This window comes from Psychromonas sp. MME2, from assembly GCF_040566515.1.
In the GTDB taxonomy this organism is placed as follows: Bacteria; Pseudomonadota; Gammaproteobacteria; order Enterobacterales; family Psychromonadaceae; genus Psychromonas.
In genome coordinates, this window is the sequence record NZ_JBEWXI010000007.1 from 26,983 (window position 1) to 46,403 (window position 19,421).

Below are 19,421 nucleotides of genomic sequence, written 5' to 3' on the forward strand. Positions count from 1 at the left end.
TCAGTCGTTTTTGAGCTTGTTTCTTTTATGTCGAATATCTTATTAGGGATGCCCTATATAGATAAATAATTTAAATATTTCATAATTTATTAAAAATTAACTTTAGGAGAAAAATAGATGGATGACATTGTAGATTTATCGCGATTTCAGTTTGCGATGACCGCTATGTATCATTTCTTATTTGTACCATTAACATTAGGTCTGGCTTGGATCTTAGCGATAATGGAATCACTTTATGTGATGACAAATAAAGAAATATATAAGGACATGACCAAGTTTTGGGGCAAATTGTTCGGTATTAATTTTGCGCTTGGTGTGGCAACGGGTCTTACTATGGAGTTCCAGTTCGGGACTAACTGGGCTTATTATTCCCATTACGTTGGGGATGTATTTGGTGCGCCTCTTGCCATTGAAGGTATGATGGCATTTTTCTTAGAATCAACCTTTGTTGGCCTGTTTTTCTTTGGTTGGGATAGATTAAGCAAAGTACAGCATTTAACTGCAACTTGGTTAGTTGCATTAGGCTCGAGTATGTCCGCACTGTGGATTCTGGTGGCTAATGGCTGGATGCAAAATCCGGTTGGTGCTGAATTTAACTATGAAACCATGCGTATGGAAATGACCAGCTTTGCTGAATTAGTATTTAATCCAGTCGCACAGGTTAAATTTGTTCATACGGTGGCTTCTGGTTATACAACGGGCGCCGTGTTCGTCTTAGCGATTAGTGCTTATTATTTACTGAAAGGGCGTGATATTGGTTTTGCTAAGCGATCTTTTGCAATAGCAGCAGCATTTGGTTTGGCTGGGATTTTATCGACCATTGTGCTTGGTGATGAAAGTGGCTATGAAGTAGGTGATGTGCAAAAAGTGAAGTTAGCAGCGATAGAGTCTGAATGGGAGACTCATCCTGCACCAGCTGCTTTTACGATGATAGGTTTACCTAATCAAGAAGAGCAGCGCACCGATTACGCGATTAAAATTCCTTATGCATTAGGGATTATTGCAACGCGCTCTTTGGATGAAGAAGTGACAGGCTTAAAAGATTTAATGGCTGAGCATGAAGTGCGTATTCGTAATGGTATGATTGCTTATCAATATCTTGAAGCTTTGCGTGCGGGTGATACTTCAGATGAAACAAGAGCTGCTTTCGAAGCTGCAAAAAGTGATTTAGGTTACGGTTTGCTGTTGAAAATATATGCGCCAAATGTCGTTGATGCCACGGAAGAGCAAATTCAAATGGCTGTTAATGACAGTATTCCTGAAGTAGCTCCAATGTTTTGGTCATTCCGTATTATGGTTGGCTGCGGTATTGTTATGCTGTTCATTTTCTTATTCGCTTTCTATCAATCTGCCCGTCATCGTATTGGTGAAAATAAGCTATTTTTAAAAATATGTTTGTACAGTTTACCACTACCTTGGATTGCAGCCGAAGCTGGTTGGTTTGTTGCTGAGTATGGGCGTCAACCATGGGCTATTGCTGAAATATTACCAACATCTATAGGTGTTTCAGGCGTTTCGATTGAGCAGATCTGGTTTAGTATTATCTCTATTGCCGCTTTCTACACCATACTGTTGGTCGCTGAGATGTTTTTAATGTTCCGTTTTGCACGTCTAGGTCCAAGTAGTTTGAAAACCGGTCGTTACCATTTTGAACAACCAGAAAATAGAACAGAACAAAAGGGATAGGAATTATTATGTTTGATTATGAAACGTTAAAATTACTTTGGTGGTTACTGATTGGCGTATTGTTGATTGGTTTTGTTATCACTGATGGTTTCGATATGGGAGTCGGTACATTGCTGCCTGTTATCGGAAAAACCGATGATGAACGACGTATTATGATAAATAGTATTGCGCCACATTGGGAAGGTAATCAGGTCTGGCTAGTGTTAGCTGCGGGGGCTGTTTTTGCAGCTTGGCCTGCTGTTTATGCGACTGCTTTTTCTGGTTTCTATATTGCTATGATGCTGACTTTATTCTCATTATTCTTCAGGCCCGTTGGTTTTGATTACCGTAGTAAACTAGAAAGCTCTCGCTGGCGTAAAAGCTGGGACTGGGGGATCTTTGCAGGTAGTACGGTGCCACCAATTGTTTTTGGTGTCGCTTTTGCTAATTTATTGCAGGGGATCCCTTTTGTACTTGATGATTTTTTACGTGCACAGTATTTAGGAAGCTTTTTTGCCCTGCTTAATCCCTTTGCGTTATTGGTGGGGGTATTCAGCTTAATGTTATTTGTGATGCAAGGTGCTGCTTGGTTACAGATGAAAACCGAAGATGAGTTACATGCACGTGCTCGACGTGTTATTTTTGTTGTCGCGCCATTAGCTGTTCTGTTATTTGCTATTGCAGGTGTTTGGTTATATTACGGTATTGATGGTTATGTGATCACCGCGATTGGCGATCTTAATGGCCCCTCTAATCCATTATTAAAAACAGCTGAACTACAGGCGGGAGCATGGTTCTTGAACTATGAGAAATACCCAATAATGATGTTAGCGCCTGCGTTGGGATTATTACTGCCGCTGTTAGCCGTTATTGCGACTAAATTTAACCGAGCAGGCTTTGCATTTTTATTTACTAGCTTGACACAAGCGGCAGTATTGATGACCTTTGCATTGAGTATTTTCCCATTTGTGATGCCATCAAGCATTAATCCGAGTATGAGCTTTACTGTGTGGGATGCGGTATCAAGTGAGATGACGCTGAATATTATGACTATTGCTGCTGTTATCTTTTTGCCTATCGTTCTCTCTTATACCTCATGGGGTTATATAAAAATGTTTGGGCGTTTAGGTAAGCAATATATGGCTAAATATAAACATTCAGCTTATTAAGAAATTTAGGGGAAATATATGTGGTATTTTGCGTGGATTTTAGGTGTACTATTAGCCTGTTCATTTGGTATTATCAATGGCTTATGGCTAGAGCAAGTGGAAACTAATGAGCTTGCTGAAAAGCAAAATGATAGCGATAACAGTTAATTCATCATTGCTGATTTAAAAATAAAAAAGAGCCGGACAGGCTCTTTTTTTTGTGACAAAATAAGGTGACGACAAAGAGATAATTCGACAAAAAAAGTCTTTTGTAGTAGCTTTGAAAGCTATTTTTAGCAAAGAGGGAAAGACGTGTTAAGCTCAACATTACCCGTACGAATTTATTACGAAGATACTGATGCCGGTGGTGTCGTTTATTATGCTAATTATTTAAAATTTTTTGAGCGAGGCCGAACAGAGTGTTTGCGTGAAGCCTCGATAGAACAAGATACTTTATTGGCACAAGATATTGCTTTTGTGGTAAAAAAAGTTGACATGGATTGCGTAAAATCAGCACGATTCAATCAGCTGATCCATGTTAATACCGAGGTGCTTTCTTATCGAAAAGCAAGCATCATTTTTAAGCAAACTATTGTCAATGAAAATGGCGAACTGCTTTGTCAAGCGACAACTTTAATCGCCTGTGTTAATTTACAGAAAATGAAACCCACAGCTATTCCGGCTGAAATACTAGAGGTAATGTCCAGTGCACGCTGATATGTCTTTTATAGGTCTATTTTTGCAAGCCAGTTGGCTTGTGAAGTTTGTTATGTTGTTATTATTAGCTATGTCTATCTATTCGTGGACACTCATTTTTTCGCGTACAAGGGTCATTAATGCCGCGAAAATATCGTTGCAGCATTTTGAAGAACGGTTTTGGTCAGGGCATGATTTGAGTCGCCTGTATAAAGAAACGGCTGCTCGTAGCGAACGAATCGTAGGGAGTGAAAAAATATTTTATAGTGGTTTTAAAGAGTTTTCTCGTTTACATCGTATTCCTGGACGCAATGTTGACAGTGTTACCGAAGGGGCACATCGTGCTATGCGAGTCACCTTATCACGTGAAATCGATGAGTTGGAGAAAGGTTTGCCAGTGCTTGCTACTATCGGTTCAATCAGCCCCTACATAGGATTGTTTGGCACAGTATGGGGGATAATGAACTCCTTTATTGCACTTGGACAAGTTCAACAAGCAACATTAGCAATGGTTGCACCAGGAATTGCCGAAGCGCTTATTGCTACAGCTATGGGCCTCTTTGCTGCGATCCCTGCCGTTATGGCCTACAACCGTTTTTCCACACAAGTTGCTTCATTAGAAACTGCTTATATTAATTTAATGGAAGATTTTACCTCGATTCTGCACCGCCAATCCATGAATGAGAATGAGTGATGAGCATGCAATATTCTTATCGAAACCCGAAAAGACGCCGCGTTATTGCTGAAATTAATGTTGTTCCTTATATCGATGTAATGTTGGTTTTGTTAATTATTTTTATGGTTACAGCCCCGTTAATCACGCAAGGCGTTAAAGTCGATTTGCCACAAGCTGCCGCAGAGCCTTTATCTGAAGATAGTAAACCGCCACTGATTGCCTCTATTGATAAACAAGGGCGTTATTATCTTAATGTTGGTGAGAGTGTTAAAACGCCTCTTCAGGCCTCGGAAATGAAGGCGTTAGTGAGTGCTCAATTGGCGCTTGATAAAAATGCACAATTTGTCGTCAAAGGGGATGGTGATGTGCCCTATAAATCAGTCATTGATTTAATGGTGCTATTGCAAGAAGCGGGAGTCCCTTCGCTAGGATTAATGACAGAGCCTGAGGACGAATGAAAAATAGCACAACGATAATTGCTTTTATTACAGCTGTCGCGTTACATCTTATTGTTGGCGGTATTTTATTAATGAATATTGAATTTACTTTGCCAAAGGATAAACCGAAAGAAAATATTATTAATGCATCATTGGTTGAACAAAAATTGTTTGATGATTTGGCGCAGCGAAAAAAAGATAAAATATTAGCTGAACAGAAAAAACAACAAGCAATTCGTCAAGAAAAAGAGCGCTTGCAAAAGGAAGAAGCATTGCGCAAGCAAAGGGAAGTACAGAGAATAAAAGAAGAAAAAGCGCAAGCTGAACGTAAAAGAGAGGAAGCAGAGCGTATACAGGCTGAAAAGATAGCGACGGAAAAGGCGGCAAAGGAGAAGGCGATTAAAGAGGCGCAGGAGAAGGCTGCGAAAGAGAAAGCAGTAAAAGAAGCACAGGAAAAAGCGGCGAAAGAGAAGGCAATTAAAGAAGCACAGGAAAAAGCGGCGAAAGAGAAAGCAATAAAAGAGGCGCAGGAGAAGGCCGCCAAAGAGAAAGCGATTAAAGAAGCACAGGAAAAAGCGGCCAAAGAGAAAGCAGTAAAAGAGGCGCAGGAGAAGGCTGCGAAAGAGAAAGCACAAAAAGAGGCTGCTGAAAAAGAGCGTCTTCGTAAAGCAGAATTGGAAAGGCTAATGGAAGATGAATTTGCAGAAGCTTTTTCTAGTGCGCAAAGTGCTAAGCAGTTATCTGAAATTAAGCGTTATGAAGCATTAATTCGAGACAAAATCAGCCGAAATTGGCAAGTTGATGCCGATATGAAAGGTAAAACATGTACGCTTGCTATTCGTCTTGCTCCAGATGGTTTAGTCTTATCTGCAAATAAAAGTAAAGGCGATGATAAGTTATGTGCATCTGCCAAACGTGCAGCCCTAAAAGCGCGCACATTACCGATTCCAAAGGATCCTGAAATATCATTACAGTTTCGCGATTTTGATATAACCTTAGATCCCGATTTATAGGAGAGTTGTCCATGTTTTATCGTTTTATATTGTCTTTTCTTTTTATTGTTTTTTCAGCGAATGTCAGTGCGCGTCTAGAAATTTTAATTACGGAGGGGGTTAATAGTGCAAGACCCGTTGCCGTGGTCCCCTTTCAATGGGTAGGTGCAGGAGATAAACCGGATAATCTCTCTGATATTATTGCCGCAGATTTGCAACGCAGTGGACAATTTAACGCTATCGCTATTGCTAAAATGCCGCAGACACCTTCTAAAAGTGAAGATATTAATTATGCGTTATGGCATAAAGCGGGGGTTGAAGTGATTGTTATTGGCACGATCCAAGCTGCGCAAGATGCGGGACAATATATTGTAAGTTATCAATTGTTTGATGTTGTAAAAGGTAATGTTGATATCGAAGGTTATAACCCTCTATTAGATCAAGGACGAAGTATTGTAAAAACAGAACAACTGCGTCCGTTAGCCCATAAAATCAGTGATATTGTTTATGAGAAATTGACCGGTGTTAAGGGCGCTTTTTCGACTAAGATTGCCTATGTCGCCGTTGATAGAAACGATGAGCATCCATTTCAACTGCGTATTTCCGATTACGATGGCTATAATGAAAAAACCATTTTACGTTCTAAACAACCTATAATGTCTCCTTCTTGGTCGCCAGATGGGCGTAAATTGGCCTATGTCAGTTTTGAGAAACGTCGCTCAGAAATTTGGGTGCAAGATCTGTTTACTCAGCAACGCGAATTAATTACTCAATACCCTAAAATTAATGGTGCACCGAGTTTTTCTCCCGATGGTAAAGAGTTAGCAATCGTTCTTTCAAAGGATGGGCAACCAGATATTTATACCATTAATCTGACCACTAAAGCGCTACGCCGTATCACTAAAAGTCGAGTCATTGATACCGAACCAAGTTGGGCTCCCGATGGGCAAAGTCTTGTATTTACCTCCGAACGAGGCGGAAAAGCGCAGGTCTATCAAGTGACACTCGCAACGGGGAAAATAAAACGAGTTACTTGGCAGGGGGATGTTAATTTAGGTGGCACAATTACCCCCAATGGTGATAGTCTAGTTGTGGTAACTCGCCATCAAGGTGATTATAAAATATCAGTACAAGACCTAAATTCAAGTGAGTTAAGAACATTAACTAAAACCCAACTAGATGAATCACCAAGTATTGCTCCTAATGGTAGTATGATAATCTATAGTACGGTTTATAAAGGTAAGCAGGGATTAGCACTGGTATCTATGGATGGACGTTTTAAAGCTAATATACCAGCGCTCAATGGTGAAGTTAAATCGCCAGCTTGGTCTCCATTTTTAAATTAATTCAACCAAACGATAAGGAAGTAGTATGAACCTAACTATGATTTCAAAAAGCTTATTAATTGCATTACCTATGTTGGCATTAGGGGCATGTAGCTCTACCACTGAGTCAGAAGCAACAAAATCTGCATCGCAACAAGCTGCTACAAACACTAGTGAAAATAACAATGGAGTGCAAACTGAGTCTATTGAAGTTGGTGACGTTATTGAATTAACTGATGAAGAGATAATGGTGAAGGAATATACCTCAGCGATTTTAGAATCAACTATTTTATTTGATTTTGATGCAGCAACAATCAAACCTCAATTTGCTACAATTTTAGATGCTCATGCCAAATTTTTGATTGATCACCCTGCAAAAGTAGTGGTTATCGAAGGGCATACCGATGCCAAAGGGACACCTGAATATAACATCGCTTTAGGAGAGCGTCGTGCAGCATCGGTTGCTACCTATTTAGAAAATATGGGGGTAATGAGTAAGCAAATTTCAGTTGTAAGTTATGGTGAAGAAAAGCCTGTTAATTTTGAACATAATGAGTCTGGTTGGGCTGAAAATCGTCGTGCTGAATTAACCTATTAAGTTTTTACCTATGAGATATAAAATCTATACAATGGCCATCTTATTGGCCTCTTTATCCTCGTTACCTGTATCTGCAGCGGCTCCTGTGGCTGACCTTAGGTCAAGTACGGGAAATACGACTAATGGCGAGTTAGAAAAGCAGCTAAATGAGTTGTCTCGCTTATTGGAGACGCGTAATAAAATGCAAGTCAAGATGCAGAGTCAGCTTGATCTTTTATCACAAGAAATGAGTATGTTACAAGGTAATATCGAGGTCTTTAATCATAAAATTGAAGAAATTGAAAATCGCCAACGTAATTTATATCAATTAATTGAAGAACAGAAAAAAGCCAAGCTGCAACCCGTTGCAAATGTTGACAGTGTAAAACCTGAAAGCAAAAATGAGCAAGTTGCCTATCAAAGTGCCGTTGATCTTGTCTTGGTAAATAAAGAATACCAACAAGCGATTGCCGCCTTCGAGGCCTTTGTAGTTGACTACCCGAAATCAGAATATGTTGCAAATGCACAGTACTGGTTAGGGCAATTGCTATATAAACAGAAAAAGCGTGATGAAGCGCGATCAGCCTTTTTAATTGTTATAGATGATTACCCTAAATCTAATAAGCGAGCTGATTCTCTTTTTAAAATTGGCCTTATCGATGAATATTTGGGGAACCTAACATCGGCGAAAGTTTTTTATCAAAAAGCCGTGGCTGAATATCCCAACTCGTCAGCCGCTGAATTGTCGAAGGAGAGGTTGAAAGTTTTATGATCACATTGGTGAGCACTTTGCTGAACTAGGTGATTTTGTTTGTTTTCTCAGCAAGCAGAACGAAAAGCTTTTTTTTTTGTTGCGCTATTAAAAAAATTCTATATTATACGCCGCAGTTGAAGCGTGACCTGTGAGTTATATCACGGTGGTTGTTTTCAATTTAAGGTTCTTTTGTGTTAACTTATTGGTTAAAATGATTGATAAGTACAAACTAATCTAAATTAGTAAGACCCATTTATGGGCCGTTAGCTCAGTTGGTAGAGCAGTGGACTTTTAATCCATTTGTCGAAGGTTCAAATCCTTCACGGCCCACCACTTTTATTGTAAAAGTATAATAGTAATACCCCATTTATGGGCCGTTAGCTCAGTTGGTAGAGCAGTGGACTTTTAATCCATTTGTCGAAGGTTCAAATCCTTCACGGCCCACCACTTTTATGCATTGTAAAAGTAAAAATAGTAAGACCCATTTGTGGGCCGTTAGCTCAGTTGGTAGAGCAGTGGACTTTTAATCCATTTGTCGAAGGTTCAAATCCTTCACGGCCCACCACTTTTATTTTGTAAAAGTACAGTTAGTAAGACCCATTTATGGGCCGTTAGCTCAGTTGGTTTAGAAGTCGATTTTTAATCCTATTGTGTTGATAAGAGTCGAAGGTTCAACCTTTTATTCGTCAGTTTCACCGTATATCGGGCCGTTAGCTCAGTTGGTAGAGCAGTGGACTTTTAATCCATTTGTCGAAGGTTCAAATCCTTCACGGCCCACCACTTTTATTTTATAAAAGTAAATTTATTCATACCCATTATATGGGCCGTTAGCTCAGTTGGTAGAGCAGTGGACTTTTAATCCATTTGTCGAAGGTTCAAATCCTTCACGGCCCACCACTCATTTTAAATGAAATTTATTAATCACTCCCTCATGTTTTAATTGTCGTTTTTATTTTTAACCACGGTATAATTTATCTATATTTACTAAACATCGAGACAAATATGAGCAAAATATCTCCTCTTGCTGGTTCTGATTACCCGTTCCCAGCAAAGCCGTCGGTACTTACCGAGTCTGAAAAGTGCGATTACAAAGCAAAGATTAAACAGTTATTAATTGAAAAAGATGCTGTTTTAGTTGCTCACTATTATACCGATCCTGAAATCCAAGCGTTAGCTGAAGAGACTGGAGGCTATGTTGCCGATTCTTTAGAAATGGCTCGTTTCGGCCGAGATCACGCTGCTAAAACCTTGATTATTGCTGGTGTTCGTTTTATGGGGGAGACCGCTAAAATTTTAACGCCCCATAAGCATGTCTTAATGCCAGAACTTGAAGCAACCTGTTCGTTAGATGTAGGTTGCCCAGTTGATGCATTTAGCGAGTTCTGCGATCAACATCCAGATCGTACCGTGGTTGTTTATGCCAATACATCGGCAGCAGTAAAGGCAAGAGCAGACTGGGTTGTAACATCAAGTATTGCATTGGAGATCGTTGAACATTTAGACAGTGAAAATAAAAAAATAATTTGGGGGCCTGACCGACACCTTGGTGGTTATATACAAGCTAAAACAGATGCAGATATGCTAATGTGGCAAGGCGACTGTATCGTTCACGATGAATTTAAAGCCAGTGCGTTACGAGATATGAAAGCTGTGTACCCAGATGCTGCAATTTTAGTCCATCCTGAGTCACCCGAAAGCGTCGTTAAATTAGCCGATGCAGTTGGTTCAACAAGTCAATTAATTAAAGCAGCGAAGGCGTTACCTAATAAAAAGCTCATTGTAGCAACGGATAAGGGCATTTTTTATAAGATGCAACAGGCTTGCCCGGATAAAGAGATTCTAGCTGCACCAACCGCTGGCAACGGTGCAACCTGTCGAAGTTGTGCGCATTGTCCTTGGATGGCAATGAATGGGTTGAAAGCGATCTATAATGCATTAACGGATGCAACGGGCCATGAGATTTATGTAGATGAAAAAGTTGCTCAAGGTGCATTAGTTTCATTAAATCGTATGCTTGACTTTGCTGCGGAGCAACAGTTGAAAGTGCAAGGTAATGCATAATATCAATTTGATTATACCCATTGCATTGACTTAATTAACCCTATTACTTACTTATTACTTACTGAGAAATTATGATCACAAATGATGTTCTACGACGTGTACGTTATGCGCTACAACTTAATGATAAAAAGATGTTAGAAATATTTGCATCGGTAGATAATCCTATCGATGAAAATTATCTGCATAGCATCATCGCAAAAGAGGGCGAAGATAATTTTGTGTTTTGTCGTGATAGCTTACTTTCTTTATTTCTTGATGGGCTTATCGATGCTAAACGTGGTAAAAAAGAAGGTAGTAGTCCAATTCTTTTGCCTGCTAAAGCGGTGATTTCTAATAATGATATTTTACGTAAATTACGCATCGCACTTAACTTTAAAGAAGAAGATATGCTTGCTGCGTTAGACTCGGTGGAATTCCCTGTTTCTAAAGCGGAGCTTTCAGCTTTATTTAGGAAAAAAGATTACCGTAATTATAAAGTCTGTGGAGATCAATTACTTAGAAATTTTTTAAATGGTATAACTAAACGTTTTCGTGGAACAGAAAGCGAAGTTTAAGTGTCTCTTAGTTGATACTATAACCAACGGCTATTTTTGCATTTTAATTGGGAGCAGTTATAGTCATAGAAAGGTGTTTTTTTGATTATAATAACGATAAGGAATAAAGCGATGTTATCTATAATGAAGGTTTTGAGTTTATCTTTGCTTGTTTTAGTTGTTGGTTGCTCTTCATCAACGGAGAAAGAGACATCCATTGGCAGTATTCCTAAATGGATTTTAGATCCGCAAATTGAAGATGGTATTGCTGTTTCTGAGTGTGTTTTATTTTCTGGAAATATGTCCATTGATAGGCAACAAGCATTAGCTAATGGGCGTGCTTCTCTTGCTCAACGTATTGAATCGCGAGTCAGTGCGCTAGACAAAATATATCGGGATAAAATAGAAGTGAGCAGTGGCGTAGAATCTGGGACTACATTTTCTAGTGTTTCTAAGCAGGTAACACAACAAACGTTAGTGGGTACTAGCCTTGTTAAAACAGATATTGTTGAAATTGCTGGTAAAGATAATCTCTGTGTCTTGGTTGCTATTGGTCAAGAATCTACTAAAGAGATATTTGATAATTTAGTAAATGCAGCAAAACGCCCTATGTCTGCACAACAAAAAGATCTGTTGTATACGGAGTTTAAAGCGCAAAGAGCTGAACAACAGCTTGATGCTGAATTAGAAAAATTACAGCAACAATAGTGTTGCTGGCTAAAACGCAGAGTTAATCAGCCCATTTAATGGCATGAATATTGCTTTTCTGGATGTATGTGTCAATAAATGGGTTAATATTATGAATCTTAATACTTCTGCATTATTTAATGAGTTAGGCAGCGCAAACATTCAGAATAAGCGAATCGAAGGCGAATTTGCCAGCCAACCAACCAACTCCTCATCCGCTGATTTTTCTAAAATGCTCAAACAAGCGATAGATAATGTGAATGGGCTACAACAAAATACAACAGAATTACGTAATCGCTTTGAAATGGGTGATAAAGAGATTAGTTTAGGCGAAGTGATGATTGCTGCCAATAAATCAAGCTTGGCATTTGATGCAACCGTGCAAATACGTAATAAAATGGTAGAAGCATATAAAGAAGTGATGAGCATGCCTGTTTAGGTGTATTGACTCAGAAAAAGGATAAACTGTGGCTAGTTCAGATAATACCCCTAACATGTTATTAGAAGATAGTAACTACAACAATGATGAAACGGTTGCGCCTCAAAAGGGGGCTATCGCGGCTTTCTTTTCAAATGTTGACGTACTCAGACAAATTAGCATGATTATCGGTTTGCTGATTGTTTTGGCCATCGTTGTTATTATTTGGTCATGGGGTAAAGAAGCTGACTACCGTCCTCTTGGTACCTACCAAACAGAGGAGTTAATTACGACACTTGATTTCCTTGATAAACAGCAAATTCAATACAAACTCGAAGGAAATTCGATACTTGTTATCTCTGAACAATATCAGAAAATAAAACTACAGATGACACGTGCTGGGTTAGTTAATGATAATAGTGAAGATGGTGATGATATTCTTCTCCAAGATATGGGCTTTGGGGTTAGCCAACGTGTAGAAAAAGAGCGTTTGAAGCTAAGTCGTGAGCGCCAATTAGCCTTGGCCATTCAAGAGATGAAAAGTGTGACTAACGCGAAGGTATTACTGGCGATACCAAAGGAGAGTGTGTTTGCACGAAAAGAACGTGAAGCAAGTGCTACCGTAGTGGTCACGACTGCTCGCTCTTATACGCTTTCGAGTCAAGAAGTTGACTCCATTGTCGATATTGTGGCATCCGCTGTGCAAGGGTTATCTCCGAATAATGTCACCGTGAGCGATCAGCGGGGACGTTTACTTCATTCTGGTAGCAGTAGTGGCATGTCTGCTCAATCGAGTAAAGAATTTGCTCTCCAACGTGAACGCGAAGACGAATATAAAGCGAAAATTGATGCCATATTAATTCCGGTGCTAGGATTGGCTAACTACACTTCTGAAGTCGATTTGATGATGGATTTTACCGTTGTTGAAGAGACCAAGAAAACCTTTAACCCAACTCAGCAAGCAGTTAGAAGTGAAATGCTTGTTGAAACAAAATCAACCAGTGCCTTGGCTGGCTCAGTACCCGGAGCATTAAGTAATCAGCCTCCAGCAACGTCCTCTATACCAGAAGAAGTTGCTGGAAACGAATCGGCTAAAACCGTTGATGGTAATTCACATAATGAAACAACGCGAAATTTCGAAGTGGATAGTACGGTTACCTATATTAAGCATAAAATTGGTAAAGTGGATCGCTTAGCTGTTTCCGTTGCACTAGATTATGTCACGACCACCAATGAAGCTGGTGATGTCGTTTATACGCCTCGTCCTGCTGAAGAAATCGCCAATATACGTCGTTTACTATTGGGTGGATTAGGTATTAATGTTGCTCGTGGTGATGTGTTAGAAATAGCATCGGTGAGTTTTAACCGCCCCGAGTTAGCAAGTGATGCAGAAGAAGAGTTCTGGAAAACTGAGATATTCCAAAGCTATGTCCGCTTCGGTGGCAGTATGTTGATTATTTTATTAACTTTACTGTTAATTGTACGCCCTATTATGAAAAAACTACTTTATCCTGAAATGCTTGAAAAAGTGGATGAGTATGAGTTAGGTGGTGCAATTGGCTCTATGTCTGGTAATGATTTGCAGTTATTGAATGACGATGATAATGGTATTGAATTTGGTATCACGAATGGTCAAGTTGTATTGCCAGATTTACACAAAGATGAAGACTTACTTAAAGCGGTGCGGGCATTAGTTGCCAATGAGCCCGGTTTGTCTGCACAGGTAATTAAAGAGTGGTTAATTAAAGATGACGGATAAAAAAGCAGAAGTAGATAGTAAAAATAATAAGGTCGCGGGTACCGATTTTGATGTCACTACGCTTACAGGTGTAGAAAAATCAGCCTTACTTATGCTCAGTTTAACGCCTGCCGATGCTGCACAAATATTTCGTAACTTAGAGCCGAAACAAGTGCAAAAGTTAGGGATGCAGATGGCTGCTTTAAAGGATTCTTCACAGGCGAGTGTGAGTAGTGTGCACCGTTTATTTATAGAAGATATCCAAAAATATAGCAACATCGGTTTAGATAGTGAAAACTTTGTTAGAGCATCGCTTATTGAAGCATTAGGTGAAGATAAAGCCGGGAATTTGGTTGATCAAATTATATTAGGCAGTGGCTCGAAAGGACTTGATTCATTGAAATGGATGGATGCGCGGCAAGTGGCTGCGATTATTCAAAATGAGCATCCTCAAATCCAAACCATTGTGTTGTCTTACTTGGAGCCGGAACAATCTGCTGAAATATTAACTCAATTCCCCGAAAAAATTCGACTGGATCTGATGATGCGTATTGCCGGATTAGAAGAGGTACAACCTGCCGCATTACAAGAGCTGAATGAAATCATGGAGAAACAGTTTGCCGGACAGGCGGGTGCTCAAGCAGCGAAAATGGGGGAACCAAAGCTGCTGCTAATATAATGAACTATTTAGATACGGCTATAGAAGGTCCGTTAATGGATGCTCTGCGCGAGTCTGATGAAGATATGAGTCAACAAATTCAAGATCTTATGTTTGTCTTTGATAACCTTATTGACCTTGATGACCGTGGTACACAAACATTATTACGTGAAGTACCTGGTGAGCAGCTGAAATTAGCGATTAAAGGTGCCGATGAACAGCTTAAAGAAAAAATATTCAAAAATATGTCTTCTCGTGCAGCTGAAATGCTACGTGACGATCTAGAAGCGATGGGACCTGTGCGTATTAGTGAAGTGGAAGCGGCTCAAAAAGAGATACTTACCATTGCTCGTCGCCTGTCTGATGCTGGTGAAATCATGCTTGGTGGTGGTGGTGGTGATGAATACTTATAATTCAGGTAGCCGGAGAGTACTCTCATGAAAGATGACAAACCAGAATTTGTTAATTGGCATTTGCCCGAAATGGGAGAAACAGAGGACGATGCTGATGAGGTGAGTTTATTTGGTAAACCTGCTGCTTGGTATAGTCATGAAAAAATAAGCGAAGAAGAAGAAGCCCTTGAAGATGAACCAACCCCATTAACGTTAGAGGACATTGAGGCAATTCGTTTATCGGCCTATGAGGATGGCTTTAAAGAAGGAAAAGAAGCCGGTGACAGTGCTGGACATGAAGAAGGGAAGGCGGCAGGTTTTATTGAGGGCAAACAAGAAGGTACGGAATTAGGCTTGAGTGAAGGTCGTAGTGAAGGGCAAACGCAAATTGATGAGCAAGTCAATCATTGGCAACGTTTGATTGAGCGGCTGCATAATCCACTCGAAAAGCTTGATGATAGTGTTGAGTATCAATTGGTGCGTTTAGCAACAGCGCTTGCTGAACAAATTACCCGTTGTGAAGTACAAACTAATCCGCAGATAATTTTGCATGCTTTAAAACAAGCCGTTGAAGCACTCCCTGTCTCAGAGCAAACAATACATATTTTATTACATCCAGATGATCTACTCTTTGTACAAGCCGCCTATCCTCCTTCGCTCTGTGAAAAACGAGGTTGGGATTTGCAAGCTGAGCCGGCATTAGCGCGTGGCGACTGTCAAATACAGACAAAAATTTCCAGTGTGGATTATCTATTTTCACATCGAATAGATCAGGTGTTAAAGCAGTTCTTTAAAGAAAACCATGATTTCATGCCAGATAAAAATGATGATTCTGACTTATCAAATAATGCGCCTATCGATAATATTGACCAGCCAGAAATAGCGCCGCCCGATGATGTCAGTGATAGCGATGAGCTTAATCCTAATTCGGATGTTGATGCTAAAAATGAATAGCCTTGCACAGCGACTTACGCAATACCAAACAGATCAGTTAGTGACTCACCCAACGGTATCAGGGAAACTTATTCGTGTCGTTGGGCTAACCTTGGAGGCTATCGGTTGTACCGCTGCGGTGGGAAGTTTATGCAAAGTGGAAACCAAGGATGGCTTTATTGATGCCGAAGTCGTTGGTTTTTCTGATGAACGTCTTTTTTTAATGCCCAGTGAAAGGCTAACAGGAGTTGTCCCAGGTGCGAAAGTTATCCCACAAACCGTTGCACAGGGAATTCCCGTTGGCATGGAATTATTGGGAAGGGTCTTAGACGGCATTGGTAAACCGATTGATGGCAAGGGAGATATCATTACGGCACAATCTAGCCAATATAATAACCCGCGTATTAATCCACTAAGTCGTAAAGCAATTAAAGAGCCTCTGGATGTTGGTATTAAAGCGATTAATTCATTATTAACTGTTGGCAAAGGTCAACGTATGGGGTTATTTGCGGGGTCTGGTGTCGGTAAAAGTGTGCTTTTAGGTATGATGACTCGTGGTACAACGGCTGATGTCGTGGTGGTTGGTCTTATTGGGGAACGTGGCCGAGAGGTTAAAGAGTTTATTGAGGAAATATTAGGTGTAGAGGGACGTAAGCGTGCCGTTGTAATTGCAGCTCCGGCGGATGCTTCGCCATTAATGCGCTTAAAAGGATGTGAAACCTCTTTAACTATTGCAGAATATTTTCGTGATCAAGGCTTAAATGTCTTACTTTTAATGGACTCTTTAACGCGTTTTGCACAAGCTCAACGTGAAATCGCCTTAGCCATCGGAGAGCCTCCTGCAACCAAGGGGTATCCTCCCTCCGTGTTTGCTAAATTACCCGCTTTAGTTGAACGAGCTGGAAATGGTAATGAAAATCAAGGGTCTATTAGCGCCTTCTTCACAGTATTAACGGAAGGTGATGATTTGCAGGATCCCATTGCCGATGCATCAAGAGCTATTCTTGATGGTCATATCGTATTATCTCGAGAATTGGCCGATTCTGGCCACTTCCCCGCGATTGATGTGGGTAAATCGATTAGTCGTGTGATGCCCATGGTCACTTCAGATGAACATCAAATTTTAGCTCGCGCTTTAAAACAAGCTTATTCTTTATATCAAGAGAACAAAGAGTTGATAACTATTGGCGCCTATGCGAGGGGCAGTGATCCAAGAATTGATAAAGCGATCGTAATTAAGCCAAAGTTGGACCATTTTTTGCAGCAGGGTATGAAAGATAGCATTAGTTATAACGATTGTTTGACACAACTAGCGTCCTTAACGCAACAGTTTGTTAATAGTTAACTTTATGAAAAAGGGATTTAGATGGCCAGAGATGCACTACAACTTGTTTATGAACAGCGTGAAAAACAGGTAGAGCAAGCATTATACGCCTATCAAAAATCACAAAAGATGTTGTTTGAGCAGCGCAAACAATTACAAAATCTAAGCCAATACCGACAACAATATATTTCCCAATTAACTGCAAAGGGGGGAGGGGCTATCCATCTCTGAATTGGCTAAATACCAGCGTTTCATCATGCAGATTGATGAAGGGATCACCAATCAGCAGCAATCGATGGTTAAATTTGAATACGATGTGCAGGCCAGTAAGAAGCATTGGTTAGATAGTCAGGTGAGCTGCAAAGCATTGCTAATGTTATTAGAGAAGAAAGCGCAACAAAATGCGAAAATAGCCGACCGTAAAGAGCAACAATTACTTGATGAGTTTTCCACCTTTCAGTTTTTTCAAAAAAGCGCCCCACGAAGATAATTTATGGCCTATATATTGCTTTATTTTTAAATGTCTACTTTACATGTTGGTTAATTGCTCTGTTTTTTGGTTAATTATCTGATTTTTAATGTTATTTATTGTTTGCTTTTGGTGTTGAATTAGAAAAAGCGGCAATAAATGTTGTTTAAGAGAGTTATTACATGATGCAATCTATTTTATTACCGACCTCACCGTCCTCCTTGCAGTCAAAAGAGTCGGTTAGCTCAAATGAATCCAAGGGCGATGAGATTGATGGATCATCCGCAGAGACGCAAGTGAAAAAGAAAAATAGCATTTTTTCTACTCTGCTTGATGCTGCGATAACACCAAAACAAGCAATCGATGCCAGTGCAAAAACATTATCAGAGCAACTTCAATCAACTTTATCTGAAGAAGAAATAAATAAAGATAGTGCTGAGCCTAGTTCAATCAATGAGAGCGAATTAGTTGATGCAGTTGAAGAGGAGCTGAGCGTTCAAGATTATAGCCAGACAGAGGTCAGCTTTGAGTGGGATAATCAGACCGTTGAGGTTGATACTCACGCGGTAGTTGCTGAGGGCGAGCGCCTGCTCAATAGGAGTGAAAATGAAAAGTTGCACTCAGAGAAAAACAGGGAACTCTCTGTTGATCAAGAAATTAACGAATCAGATAAGAATAACGCTGTTTTATCGACAGGCAACATCGATAAATCAAATAAGGTCAATGTTTCTGGTATTGATAACGAAATAGAAAATGATAAAGTCAAAAAAGGGGAGCAAAATAGTGTTTCATTTGCCGAAAAGCAAAAGGAACATCAATCGCTATCGTCACGTATTAATGACCAAGAAGGGATCCAAGCCCAAGGAGTCTTATCCGATACAGAAGGTCGCTTACAAAATGTTGCTCAAAATCAGCTTGAAGCGCATTATTTTTCATCTAATAACGAAACAAGGAACCCGGCTAATATTGCTGGTGACGCAAAGCTATCGCAGCAAGATGATAAGCGTACTTCTATCAATTCTAGTGGTGAGATTAAGCCCTCACAAGCAGAGTTGCAACCTGCCAATATTTTAGCGCAGATAGAAGAAGCACAAAAAACCAATATACGTATTAGTGGATTAAACAGTCAAGCTGTGAGCGGATCGGATAAAACAGAATCAGAAAATGAGAGTGTAGAAGTTCAGGATGAAAAAAAGGGTAAACTGATTTCTAAAAGTTTATTTGAGCCTGAAAAAATCGCGTTAAAAGATAACGCTATGAGTAACGATAAAGCATCAACTGAAGCATTTTTAAAAAATCAAGCAGCCGTGGTTATCCCTGATAAACAAGAACACATTTTAACGTCAAATCAAACTGATAAAACAGCATTAACGGCATCGATGGATAGCAATTCGCTACTTCGTTCGAATCACATCACGGGGACTCAAAGCGATAAATTGAATGGGCAGCCGCAACCAATGTTAACCATGCACGCAACGTCATTACATGATCCATTATCTCTGCATGCTAAACAGAATGCGGCTTTATTGGGAGAGCGAGTGATGATGATGATTTCACAGGATAAGCAGGAAATACAAATTCGCCTTGATCCCGCTGAACTTGGCTCAATGAATATAAAAGTACAAGTACAGCAGGACCAAGTGCAGCTAACCATTCACACGCAAATGAGCCAAACGCGCGATTTTATTGAGCAACATTTACCCAAACTCCGTGAACAACTTGCTCAACAGGGGGTTAATTTGGGTGAAGCTAATATCGAGCAGCAAAGCCAACAACAAAAGCAGCAGAACCAACAGCAAACGAATTTAGCACATAGTGATAGTTCACGAAGTGAAAATACATTGTCTGCAACGTCGGAGTTAGATGGATGGGTTAAAGGAAATATCACCTTGGCTGCTCAAGGAATAGACTATTATGCATAACGTTTTTGATTATTAC

The 19,421-nt window shown here is 39.9% G+C and carries 18 protein-coding genes, 5 tRNA genes and 2 pseudogenes; all 25 read left to right on the plus strand.

From position 1 onward, the window contains the following. The first annotated feature begins 117 nt into the window (after positions 1 to 117). Positions 118 to 1,686: a cytochrome ubiquinol oxidase subunit I gene (locus AB1A03_RS07050; RefSeq protein WP_354623952.1), complete on the plus strand. Its 1,569-nt coding sequence runs from the start codon at positions 118 to 120 to the stop codon at positions 1,684 to 1,686. Between the two features lie 8 nt (positions 1,687 to 1,694). Beyond that, positions 1,695 to 2,834 carry a cytochrome d ubiquinol oxidase subunit II gene (gene cydB, locus AB1A03_RS07055; RefSeq protein WP_354623954.1) on the plus strand — a complete coding sequence of 380 codons (1,140 nt, stop codon included), beginning with the start codon at positions 1,695 to 1,697 and terminating at the stop codon, positions 2,832 to 2,834. An 18-nt stretch (positions 2,835 to 2,852) separates the two neighbouring features. Continuing rightward, on the plus strand, positions 2,853 to 2,981 hold the full coding sequence (cydX, locus tag AB1A03_RS07060; protein ID WP_354623955.1) for a cytochrome bd-I oxidase subunit CydX: 129 nt from the start codon (positions 2,853 to 2,855) through the stop codon (positions 2,979 to 2,981). A gap of 144 nt (positions 2,982 to 3,125) precedes the next feature. After that, the gene (gene ybgC, locus AB1A03_RS07065) at positions 3,126 to 3,530 is read left to right on the plus strand and encodes a tol-pal system-associated acyl-CoA thioesterase (RefSeq protein WP_354623956.1); all 405 of its coding nucleotides are present in this window, start codon (positions 3,126 to 3,128) and stop codon (positions 3,528 to 3,530) included. Then, positions 3,520 to 4,203, plus strand: coding sequence for a protein TolQ (gene tolQ / locus AB1A03_RS07070; RefSeq protein ID WP_354623957.1), 684 nt, complete (start codon positions 3,520 to 3,522; stop codon positions 4,201 to 4,203). Before ybgC ends, tolQ begins: the two co-directional genes overlap by 11 nt. Positions 4,204 to 4,208: 5 nt before the next feature. Further along, positions 4,209 to 4,643, plus strand: coding sequence for a protein TolR (gene tolR / locus AB1A03_RS07075; RefSeq protein WP_354623958.1), 435 nt, complete (start codon positions 4,209 to 4,211; stop codon positions 4,641 to 4,643). After that, complete coding sequence (tolA, locus tag AB1A03_RS07080; protein WP_354623959.1) at positions 4,640 to 5,635, plus strand: cell envelope integrity protein TolA; 996 nt, start codon at positions 4,640 to 4,642, stop codon at positions 5,633 to 5,635. Before tolR ends, tolA begins: the two co-directional genes overlap by 4 nt. Positions 5,636 to 5,646: 11 nt before the next feature. Next, the gene (gene tolB, locus AB1A03_RS07085) at positions 5,647 to 6,960 is read left to right on the plus strand and encodes a Tol-Pal system beta propeller repeat protein TolB (RefSeq protein WP_354623960.1); all 1,314 of its coding nucleotides are present in this window, start codon (positions 5,647 to 5,649) and stop codon (positions 6,958 to 6,960) included. Positions 6,961 to 6,985: 25 nt separating this feature from the next. After that, complete coding sequence (gene pal / locus AB1A03_RS07090; RefSeq protein ID WP_354623961.1) at positions 6,986 to 7,537, plus strand: peptidoglycan-associated lipoprotein Pal; 552 nt, start codon at positions 6,986 to 6,988, stop codon at positions 7,535 to 7,537. Between the two features lie 10 nt (positions 7,538 to 7,547). Beyond that, on the plus strand, positions 7,548 to 8,288 hold the full coding sequence (gene ybgF / locus AB1A03_RS07095) for a tol-pal system protein YbgF (RefSeq protein ID WP_354623962.1): 741 nt from the start codon (positions 7,548 to 7,550) through the stop codon (positions 8,286 to 8,288). Positions 8,289 to 8,527: 239 nt separating this feature from the next. Then, positions 8,528 to 8,603: transfer RNA gene (locus AB1A03_RS07100), tRNA-Lys, on the plus strand. 38 nt (positions 8,604 to 8,641) lie between these two features. After that, a tRNA-Lys gene (locus tag AB1A03_RS07105) sits at positions 8,642 to 8,717 on the plus strand. Between the two features lie 42 nt (positions 8,718 to 8,759). After that, positions 8,760 to 8,835 (plus strand) — tRNA-Lys (locus AB1A03_RS07110). A gap of 139 nt (positions 8,836 to 8,974) precedes the next feature. After that, positions 8,975 to 9,050 (plus strand) — tRNA-Lys (locus AB1A03_RS07115). A gap of 41 nt (positions 9,051 to 9,091) precedes the next feature. Then, positions 9,092 to 9,167: transfer RNA gene (locus tag AB1A03_RS07120), tRNA-Lys, on the plus strand. Between the two features lie 105 nt (positions 9,168 to 9,272). Beyond that, the gene (gene nadA, locus AB1A03_RS07125) at positions 9,273 to 10,331 is read left to right on the plus strand and encodes a quinolinate synthase NadA (RefSeq protein WP_354623963.1); all 1,059 of its coding nucleotides are present in this window, start codon (positions 9,273 to 9,275) and stop codon (positions 10,329 to 10,331) included. A 71-nt stretch (positions 10,332 to 10,402) separates the two neighbouring features. Further along, a complete protein-coding gene (locus AB1A03_RS07130; protein WP_354623964.1) occupies positions 10,403 to 10,885 on the plus strand; it encodes a YehS family protein in 483 nt (160 codons plus the stop codon). A gap of 111 nt (positions 10,886 to 10,996) precedes the next feature. Then, positions 10,997 to 11,572 carry a hypothetical protein gene (locus tag AB1A03_RS07135; protein ID WP_354623965.1) on the plus strand — a complete coding sequence of 192 codons (576 nt, stop codon included), beginning with the start codon at positions 10,997 to 10,999 and terminating at the stop codon, positions 11,570 to 11,572. Between the two features lie 91 nt (positions 11,573 to 11,663). Beyond that, the gene (fliE, locus tag AB1A03_RS07140) at positions 11,664 to 11,990 is read left to right on the plus strand and encodes a flagellar hook-basal body complex protein FliE (protein ID WP_354623966.1); all 327 of its coding nucleotides are present in this window, start codon (positions 11,664 to 11,666) and stop codon (positions 11,988 to 11,990) included. 55 nt (positions 11,991 to 12,045) lie between these two features. Next, the gene (gene fliF / locus AB1A03_RS07145) at positions 12,046 to 13,728 is read left to right on the plus strand and encodes a flagellar basal-body MS-ring/collar protein FliF (protein WP_502945934.1); all 1,683 of its coding nucleotides are present in this window, start codon (positions 12,046 to 12,048) and stop codon (positions 13,726 to 13,728) included. Next, positions 13,718 to 14,778: pseudogene (gene fliG, locus AB1A03_RS07150) on the plus strand (flagellar motor switch protein FliG). The gene fliF and the pseudogene fliG overlap by 11 nt, the downstream one beginning before the upstream one ends. Positions 14,779 to 14,802: 24 nt before the next feature. Next, a complete protein-coding gene (fliH, locus tag AB1A03_RS07155) occupies positions 14,803 to 15,711 on the plus strand; it encodes a flagellar assembly protein FliH (protein WP_354623968.1) in 909 nt (302 codons plus the stop codon). Further along, entirely contained in the window at positions 15,704 to 17,035 is a 1,332-nt protein-coding gene (fliI, locus tag AB1A03_RS07160; protein ID WP_354624185.1) for a flagellar protein export ATPase FliI, read from the plus strand. The genes fliH and fliI overlap by 8 nt, the downstream gene beginning before the upstream one ends. 21 nt (positions 17,036 to 17,056) lie before the next feature. Then, positions 17,057 to 17,504, plus strand: a pseudogene (fliJ, locus tag AB1A03_RS17340) (flagellar export protein FliJ). A 161-nt stretch (positions 17,505 to 17,665) separates the two neighbouring features. Continuing rightward, positions 17,666 to 19,405: a flagellar hook-length control protein FliK gene (locus AB1A03_RS07175; RefSeq protein WP_354623971.1), complete on the plus strand. Its 1,740-nt coding sequence runs from the start codon at positions 17,666 to 17,668 to the stop codon at positions 19,403 to 19,405. The last annotated feature ends 16 nt before the right edge of the window (positions 19,406 to 19,421 follow it).

What these genes read in the sequence shown, in the direction of transcription:
- tolR (WP_354623958.1), top strand. Translation starts at nt 4,209, where the DNA reads ATGCAATATTCTTATCGAAACCCGAAAAGACGCCGCGTTATTGCTGAA.
- fliH (WP_354623968.1), top strand. Translation starts at nt 14,803, where the DNA reads ATGAAAGATGACAAACCAGAATTTGTTAATTGGCATTTGCCCGAAATG.
- pal (WP_354623961.1), top strand. Translation starts at nt 6,986, where the DNA reads ATGAACCTAACTATGATTTCAAAAAGCTTATTAATTGCATTACCTATG.
- cydX (WP_354623955.1), top strand. Translation starts at nt 2,853, where the DNA reads ATGTGGTATTTTGCGTGGATTTTAGGTGTACTATTAGCCTGTTCATTT.
- cydB (WP_354623954.1), top strand. Translation starts at nt 1,695, where the DNA reads ATGTTTGATTATGAAACGTTAAAATTACTTTGGTGGTTACTGATTGGC.
- AB1A03_RS07130 (WP_354623964.1), top strand. Translation starts at nt 10,403, where the DNA reads ATGATCACAAATGATGTTCTACGACGTGTACGTTATGCGCTACAACTT.
- ybgF (WP_354623962.1), top strand. Translation starts at nt 7,548, where the DNA reads ATGAGATATAAAATCTATACAATGGCCATCTTATTGGCCTCTTTATCC.
- AB1A03_RS07135 (WP_354623965.1), top strand. Translation starts at nt 10,997, where the DNA reads ATGTTATCTATAATGAAGGTTTTGAGTTTATCTTTGCTTGTTTTAGTT.
- tolA (WP_354623959.1), top strand. Translation starts at nt 4,640, where the DNA reads ATGAAAAATAGCACAACGATAATTGCTTTTATTACAGCTGTCGCGTTA.
- tolB (WP_354623960.1), top strand. Translation starts at nt 5,647, where the DNA reads ATGTTTTATCGTTTTATATTGTCTTTTCTTTTTATTGTTTTTTCAGCG.
- fliF (WP_502945934.1), top strand. Translation starts at nt 12,046, where the DNA reads ATGTTATTAGAAGATAGTAACTACAACAATGATGAAACGGTTGCGCCT.
- fliI (WP_354624185.1), top strand. Translation starts at nt 15,704, where the DNA reads ATGAATAGCCTTGCACAGCGACTTACGCAATACCAAACAGATCAGTTA.
- AB1A03_RS07175 (WP_354623971.1), top strand. Translation starts at nt 17,666, where the DNA reads ATGATGCAATCTATTTTATTACCGACCTCACCGTCCTCCTTGCAGTCA.
- AB1A03_RS07050 (WP_354623952.1), top strand. Translation starts at nt 118, where the DNA reads ATGGATGACATTGTAGATTTATCGCGATTTCAGTTTGCGATGACCGCT.
- nadA (WP_354623963.1), top strand. Translation starts at nt 9,273, where the DNA reads ATGAGCAAAATATCTCCTCTTGCTGGTTCTGATTACCCGTTCCCAGCA.
- fliE (WP_354623966.1), top strand. Translation starts at nt 11,664, where the DNA reads ATGAATCTTAATACTTCTGCATTATTTAATGAGTTAGGCAGCGCAAAC.